Source organism: Psychrobacter sp. FME13 (genome assembly GCF_014861395.1).
Taxonomy (GTDB): domain Bacteria; phylum Pseudomonadota; class Gammaproteobacteria; order Pseudomonadales; family Moraxellaceae; genus Psychrobacter.
In genome coordinates, this window is sequence record NZ_RRYV01000149.1 from 1 (window position 1) to 7,659 (window position 7,659).

A 7,659-nucleotide genomic window follows, 5' to 3' on the forward strand; every position below is an offset into this window, starting at 1 on the left:
ATAACAATTGAATTTGTTAATTATTTTATAACATTTTTAAGTAGGATTGACTATAGTACTTTTGCGTTTATTATTACTAAGTTGATTTTACATATAGTTTTAAAATCGAAAATTCATAAGTGGGTTTTTATAGTATTTAGCTATATTATCTCAATTTTTATTTGGTTATATTCAATAACCTTACTAACACCTATTATGAATATCAGTTAAAAAGCAATTTATTGGATATCCTACAAAAATAGCAAAGAGATGTAAGACAATAGACCAAACTCTAATTTTTATGACCTTTCTGACTCAACTAATAACCATATGCTTAGGTTTAGCGTAATGACTTATACTATTTTATTGTGGGCACAAAAAAGCGCCTCCGACATTAAGTGAGAAGCGCTCATTTTACAAAATATTAGTGTAATTTAATCAACAGTTATCAGTTTATTTAAAATTCTTGAGGCTTAAACACGCTCAATAACAGTGGCAATGCCTTGGCCAAGACCGATACACATCGTCGCTAGACCGATTTCAGTATCTGACTGCTCCATCGCGTTTAATAACGTCACAGTGATACGAGCGCCTGAACATCCTAGTGGATGACCCAAGGCAATCGCACCACCATTGATGTTGACGATGTCTTGCTTGTCGGTCAAGTTCAATGCTTTAAGTACTGACAAACCTTGCGCTGCAAAGGCTTCGTTTAGCTCGATGGTTTGCATATCGTCAATGCTCATGCCAGCACGCTTCAATGCTTTATTGGTGGCAGGTACAGGACCATAGCCCATGATAGCCGCATCGCAACCAGCCACTGCCATACTACGGATCCGAGCACGTGGTTTTAGACCTAGATCTTTGGCTTTTTGTGCGCTCATGACTAGCATCGCTGACGCACCGTCAGACAATGCAGATGAGGTGGCCGCTGTTACTGTGCCGCCTTTTGGATCAAAGGCTGGACGTAGTTTTTGCATTTGTTCCATCGTTGCATCCGGACGAATCACTTCATCGACCGTACATAATTGCAGACGACCCGCAGCATCATGACCTTCGATACCGATGATTTCATTATCAAAACGACCTTCAGTGGTCGCAGCCCATGCGCGGCGATGTGACTCAAGACCAAAAACGTCTTGTTCTTCGCGAGTGATGTTATTCATACGACCAAGCATTTCAGCGGTCAAGCCCATCATGTTTGAGGCTTTTGCATAATGCTTAGATGCTGCTGGATTTAGATCAACACCATGCATCATACCGACGTGACCCATGTGCTCAACACCACCGATGATAAAAATATCACCTTGGTTGGTCATAATTTGGGCAGCAGCAGTATGTAGCGCCTGCATAGAAGAACCACATAAACGGTTGACCGTTTGGCCACCAGTAGTTTTTGGAATATCAGCTAGCAGACCGATGTTACGACCGATGTTTAGACCTTGCTCTAGTGTCTGGTTTACACAGCCCCAGATGATGTCTTCTACATCACGTGGATCAAAGTCGTTGCGCTCTACCAGTGCACGCACCAACTCAGCAGACATGCTATCAGCACGTACATGGCGGAACATACCGTTTTTGGTTCTACCCATCGCTGAGCGTACGCCATCTACGATGACCACGTCTTTTGGACTTAAAATTGTCATACCATATTCCTTTTCAATTTTTATTGTCAGTGGCCGTATCACAGCACTCATCATATTTGACTGTCAAATTATTAATAATACATAAATTTCTAACAATCTGATCGAGCCTGTGTACGGCACTTTATCCTAGTAATGACTGCCTATTACGCTGTTGCGTAAAAAGTCTCGCCTGCTGCTGCCATGTCGCGAATCTTTTGCGGGGCTTCATAAGCTTTGCCAAGGTACGCGTACTTGTCACACAATGCCAAGTAATTATCTAGACCCAACTGGTCAATATAACGACAAGGACCACCGCGGAATGGTGGGAAACCAACGCCCATAATCATCGCCATGTCCGCTTCAGATGGCGTACTCACGATGTTGTCTTCTAGGCAACGAACCGTTTCGTTGCAGAAGGCAATCATAGTACGATCGATGATGGCTTGATCATCAAACTCTTGCTTTTCGCTGTCTGTAGTCGCTTTTAGCAGCTCATAAGTCGCCTCATCCGCCACTTTCTTTGGCTTACCGCGCTTATCAGTTTCATATTTGTAGAAACCAATACCGTTTTTCTGACCTAGACGCTCATTGTCATATAGATGCTGAATAGCACCTTTATAATCAGGCTTCATGCGATCAGGGAAACCTTCTGCCATCACTTCTGCGCCATGGACACCTGTGTCTAAACCAACGACGTCGATTAGATACGCAGGGCCCATTGGCCAGCCGAATTTTTCCATAACTTTATCCACATGAGCAAAATCAGCGCCTTGTTTGAGTAGCAGGTCAAAGGCACCAAAGTATGGGAATAGCACACGGTTTACTAGGAAACCTGGGCAGTCATTGACCACTACTGGCACTTTGCCCATTTTTGATGCTAGCGCAACCGTGGTTGCAATCGCTTCTTCAGATGACTTTTCACCGCGGATAACTTCTACTAGCGGCATACGGTGTACTGGGTTAAAGAAATGCATGCCAACGAAGTTTTCTGGACGCTCAAGTGCTTCAGCCAGATAAGTGATAGAGATGGTCGAGGTATTTGATGCTAGGATACAATCATCCTTAACCAAGCCTTCTACCTCTTTTAGTACCGCACGCTTGACGTTTGGATTTTCTACGACTGCTTCGATAACGATGTCAGTATCGCTAAAGTCACCATAATTCAAAGTAGGACGGATACGGCTTAAGGTTTCGCCCATTTTTGCTGGGGTCATCTTGCCGCGATCGACCATTTTGCCAAGTAGCTTGCTGGCTTCGCCCATACCAAGGTCTAATTGCTCAGACTTGATATCTTTCATGATGATTGGCAAGCCTTTACTGGCTGCCTGATAGGCAATACCGCCACCCATGATACCAGCGCCTAGTACGGCCGCTTCATTGATTTCATGTGCTATTTTGCTGTGTTTCTTCGCTAATTTTTTGACTAGCTGATCGCTTAAGAATAGACCCACCAAGCTCTCTGCTTGTGGTGTTTTAGCCGCTTTTGCAAAGCCAGCCGCTTCTACTTCGATCGCTTTATCACGTGGCAAATTAACATGCTTTTCGATGGCTGCAATCGCTAGCGCTGGTGCTGGGTATTGCTTAGGATTTGCTTTGGCAAAGATCATACCTTTAGCACTGTTAAATGCCATGGCTTGCTCAAGCTGATTTAGCTTAACAGGCACCAATTTTTCTTCACGTTTCGCTTTCCAATCAAGCTCACCTGAGATACATTTTTTGACCAAGTCAATCGCGGCATCTTGCAAGTCGTCAGCAGGCACAGTTGCATCAACTAGGCCTAACTTCAAGGCAGCCAATGCTTTCTTTGGTGTACCAGTCGCGATAAGCTCAAGCGCGTTATCAATACCAATGATACGCGTACTACGAACCGTCCCACCAAAACCTGGGAAGATGCCTAATTGGGTTTCTGGTAGACCAATGATGGCTTTTTCGCTCATGACACGGTATTCACAAACCAAGGTCATCTCACAACCACCGCCCATTGCAGCACCATTGATGGCCGCAACTTTTGGAAAGGGTAAGTCTTCAAAACGATTGAACGCGTCATTGACATGAACAACCCAATCTTTGATTTCACTTTCTGATTTTTTGAAAGAACCTACAAATTCTGTGATGTCAGCACCAGCGATAAACACACCTTTGCCTGAAGTGACGATAAGACCTTTTACGTCGTCCGCTTTTTCTAGCGCACTGACCGCTTCACCGAACTGTTTGTTGGTTTCGGCATCAAATTTGTTTACGCTCTCATTTTCAGCGTTGTACTGCATGTTGGCGATGCCATCCTCTAGCATTGTCACCGTGATGCGATTTCCTTGGTATACCATGTGGAACTCCTTTCTATTGTAATAAAAACGATGTAATAAAATTTATGACTGATAAAGTTTATAATTTATAAAGCTACTTTTTAAACTGTAAAAAATAGCCGGTTATTGTTAGTAAGGTAAGTAATAGCACCGATTGATCTGCACACCCATCATGACAACTGAAAACAACCTTTTCATGACAAACAACTTGGCAAATTAACCCGTGAATATGTCTTTATTTTCTCGCGCTTCTCGTTAGGTACTCATTGCTATGTGCACATTATTTTTTTAGCACTAATGAATACGGCGCTTTATTTATACAATGTCATTCAAGATACTGGTATAGTCAAATCCATATAAATCCGCTACATCGTCACCCTCGCTGACCATACTAATGTATAGCTTGCACTCGGTTTCCTTGTATCGAAATTATTTGAACTCAACTATATCTGATACTAAAATGCCGATTGAGGTTTAATCTTGTATGAGATATTCGCTCAGATTCCGCTATACAATAGCGACTAAACTCAATGCTCTAATCATCAGACCATTTCTACGTCAATTAGTGTAGGGGATTATGCCCCTGACTGTCACAAGCTAATACCATACTCGCAAGTCACGCTTAAATCTATAATTGCTCTTTACCTAACCAATAATGCGCGCTAAGTGACTATCTGTATACTGAAATTATATTTTAGACATACTTTTTAAGTATTTATTTGATAAATATTTCAATCAGTTGAACTTGTTTTTGACTACTTCATTATAAAAACATATTCCGCCACTGAGTTAAGTCGCCTATACGTAACGATGACTTATCAGATTATGTCGTGCGTTTTTTGATATTAAAGCGTAAAAAATACGTGATTGAACAGCCGTGCCACACAAGCAAGATAATCGATCATGCTACACTAACGATATTTTAATTATTCACCTAATAAATGGTTGGATTATGACTGTTTCTTCTACGCCAAGCCCTACCCCTTTGCGCTTTATATCGTTTGAAAACAACGAACAATTTCATGGCACTGTACGCGAACAATTAGCACAAGATATTGAAGTGTTATTTGTTTATGCTGAGCTGCCACATCCGCTGATCGATGCCTGCCGTTATGTGATGACGGGTAAAGGTAAATTGGTACGCCCGTTATTGGTCGCCAGTGCCTTTTCTAGTGTCACAGCGAATAATGACAACGTTTTTAAAAGTGAAAGTATTGAGCAAAAAGACCTGACGCAAAGTGACAGGTTAGACTCTCTTTTAGAAAACGATTCAGATTATGATATGGCGCGCCGTGCAGCACTAGCGGTAGAGCTGCTACATACTTATTCGTTGGTACATGATGATTTGCCCTGTATGGATGATGATGAACTGCGCCGTGGTCAGCCGACTGCTCATATTGTCTTTGATGAAGCGACGGCACTACTCGCAGGTGATGTGCTGCAAACGCTCGCCTTTGAAGTATTGACCGCAGAGCTACCTACCTTTGCGCCATTCGATGCCGATATCGCAAGCCAGCTGCTCGCGATATTTGCACCGCGTGCCAGACGTATGGTCGCAGGTCAAATGCTGGATCTCAATGCCGAAGCCAGTAACAGCATCACACAAACTGACCTAGAAGCCATCCACCGTGACAAGACAGGCGCGTTGATCGAAGCGGCCATGCTCATGGGCGGTGTCTGTGCTGGTGCGACGGCTCCTCAGCGCATGGCATTACAAGAATGTGCTCAACACATCGGTCTGGCGTTTCAAGTACAGGATGATATTTTAGATGTGACCACCAGCACGGATGCGCTGGGTAAACCTGCTGGCAGCGATGAAAAACTGGACAAATCTACCTATGTGAAATTTATGGGCGTTGATAAGGCAACCGACTATGCGCAGTCACTGTTTAATGATGGTCGCGCAGCCATTATTCGCGAACTAAGTAATCGTGAGCTCAGTAGAGATAAGCTAAACAATCAAGAGTTGCGCAACTTTGAGCCTAGTTACTCTCAGCTTGGCAACTCTCAACTTAGTAACCACAAAAATAATAATGCACTTTTAGCATTGATTGAGTGGCTATGGAATAGACAAAAGTAAGGTTGTGCGTGTTAGACTACTTGCTACTTTACAACCATGATGCAGAGTCTACATGAGCGACAAAATGCCTAACGCTGATAAAAACCTTAACGCTCCCTCGCACCCACAGCAGCACAATCATCATGATCATGCTGCTCATACGCCAGATAAGGGAATAGAAACTGCCGAAAACTTCGCCGAAAATGCAAAAGGCAAAGCAGGCTTCGGGCGTATTGTGAAAGCAGCAGGCTACTCGGCCGATGGTTTTATGGCGGCCTACAAAAACGAAGCCGCGTTTCGACAAGCATTTTGGCTGAATTTATTTTTACTTATCGCGCTTGCCTTTATCCCTTTGAGTATCACTATGAAAATGATACTGCTAATGGCTTCGTTTTTGTCCATCATCGTTGAGCTGTTTAATACAGGCATCGAGGCGAGTATCGATCACACATCAACGAAACAACATCCACTGGCCAAGATAGGTAAAGATGTTGGTTCTGCGGCGCAGTTTTTGGCATTGACGCTATTGTTTATATTGTGGGTGATGGCGCTATGGTCTTTATACTCAGTATGATAGAAAACACCCAGTATGATAAAGAAACCAAGGTGTGTCTGCAGCTGCCCACGTATCACATAGAGTTTTGACCAATGACCTCTTCATCGAACTTGACGCCTACGATTTATCTTGGCACTGGTGGCTATAGCGATACCGATTTGCTCGGTACGCTGTACCCCACTGGCACCAAAAAAACCGATTTTTTACGTGAGTATGCCAAGCAATACGGGGCGGTCGAGATCAACAGCAGCTTTTACGCACCTATTGGACAAAAAGCCTTTGCAGGTATGCTCGATAAAGCTTATGTACAGGTCGATAGCGAGTTGAAATTCGCCGTCAAACTGCATCAAGATTTTACTCATGCGCGTAAAGGAACAAGCGATCACGCACAGGCATTTCTAAACGCCTTATCTCCACTTATCGAAGCAAATGCTTTAGCGCCATTATTACTCCAGTTTCCACATGGCTTTGACCGTACCCGTGAGCATCGTCTGTATCTGGCCAATCTGGTCAGTTGGTTTCAAGATTATCCATTAGCAATCGAATTCCGTCATAACGCTTGGCACACGCCACAAGTGGTCGACAGCTTCATACAGCAAGGTCTGATTTGGTGTAGCGTTGATTATCCCAAGGTTAGCGGATTACCACCGTCACGATTGATATTTACCGAGCGTACTGGCTATCTGCGTATGCATGGTAATAATACAGGCTGGTGGGATGCCATGAGCGCAGCAGACCGCCATGATTATCGTTATAGTGAGGCGGAGATGCAGGACTGGGCGCAAGCGATTGCCAATCAGCGTCAGCATTTTGATACGCTCTATATATTTTTTCAAAACACCACCAAAGCGCATGCTTATTATAATATTGCGATGCTGCGAGAAGCGTTGAGTCAGTTTGGGTTTGAGGTGTTGTCATAGATATAATTAAAAATTAAGCTACTTATATAAAGGCCATAAAAATCCTGAATTTAAAATATAAGGAAATAGAGTGTACGCAATAATAACTGAAAATGATGAATCTGCTTGGGCTGATGAAACTGGTATCCTTTACCACTTTCCTAAAAGATATTTAAAATATCTGGTGGTGTTCTAAAAAGTATGCTGGCATCAGACGTAGCCATAATTGATGTAAAAG

At 43.2% G+C, this 7,659-nt stretch carries 5 protein-coding genes; 3 read left to right on the plus strand and 2 right to left on the minus strand.

Annotation, left to right across the window (positions count from 1 at the left end; all coding sequences use genetic code 11):
• Nucleotides 1–452: 452 nt before the first annotated feature.
• Together fadA and fadB are read right to left on the minus strand one after the other, a co-directional pair.
• Nucleotides 453–1,625, minus strand: coding sequence for an acetyl-CoA C-acyltransferase FadA (fadA, locus tag EI164_RS13230; RefSeq protein WP_192520414.1), 1,173 nt, complete (start codon nt 1,623–1,625; stop codon nt 453–455).
• 143 nt (nt 1,626–1,768) lie between these two features.
• Nucleotides 1,769–3,928 carry a fatty acid oxidation complex subunit alpha FadB gene (gene fadB / locus EI164_RS13235; RefSeq protein ID WP_192520415.1) on the minus strand — a complete coding sequence of 720 codons (2,160 nt, stop codon included), beginning with the start codon at nt 3,926–3,928 and terminating at the stop codon, nt 1,769–1,771.
• Between the two features lie 931 nt (nt 3,929–4,859).
• Between fadB and EI164_RS13240 the strand changes: the two genes are divergently transcribed.
• The 3 genes from EI164_RS13240 (at nt 4,860) to EI164_RS13250 (ending at nt 7,442) form a co-directional block, all read left to right on the plus strand.
• Nucleotides 4,860–5,987 carry a polyprenyl synthetase family protein gene (locus EI164_RS13240; RefSeq protein ID WP_192520416.1) on the plus strand — a complete coding sequence of 376 codons (1,128 nt, stop codon included), beginning with the start codon at nt 4,860–4,862 and terminating at the stop codon, nt 5,985–5,987.
• A gap of 52 nt (nt 5,988–6,039) precedes the next feature.
• Nucleotides 6,040–6,540, plus strand: a complete 501-nt coding sequence (locus tag EI164_RS13245) for a diacylglycerol kinase (RefSeq protein WP_225739295.1) — start codon at nt 6,040–6,042, stop codon at nt 6,538–6,540.
• Nucleotides 6,541–6,614: 74 nt separating this feature from the next.
• Nucleotides 6,615–7,442: a DUF72 domain-containing protein gene (locus EI164_RS13250; protein ID WP_192520417.1), complete on the plus strand. Its 828-nt coding sequence runs from the start codon at nt 6,615–6,617 to the stop codon at nt 7,440–7,442.
• Nucleotides 7,443–7,659 lie beyond the last annotated feature (217 nt).

Excerpts from the sequence above, each read along its gene's own strand:
- fadA (WP_192520414.1), bottom strand. The coding sequence starts at position 1,625 with ATGACAATTTTAAGTCCAAAAGACGTGGTCATCGTAGATGGCGTACGC.
- fadB (WP_192520415.1), bottom strand. The coding sequence starts at position 3,928 with ATGGTATACCAAGGAAATCGCATCACGGTGACAATGCTAGAGGATGGC.
- EI164_RS13240 (WP_192520416.1), top strand. The coding sequence starts at position 4,860 with ATGACTGTTTCTTCTACGCCAAGCCCTACCCCTTTGCGCTTTATATCG.
- EI164_RS13245 (WP_225739295.1), top strand. The coding sequence starts at position 6,040 with ATGAGCGACAAAATGCCTAACGCTGATAAAAACCTTAACGCTCCCTCG.
- EI164_RS13250 (WP_192520417.1), top strand. The coding sequence starts at position 6,615 with ATGACCTCTTCATCGAACTTGACGCCTACGATTTATCTTGGCACTGGT.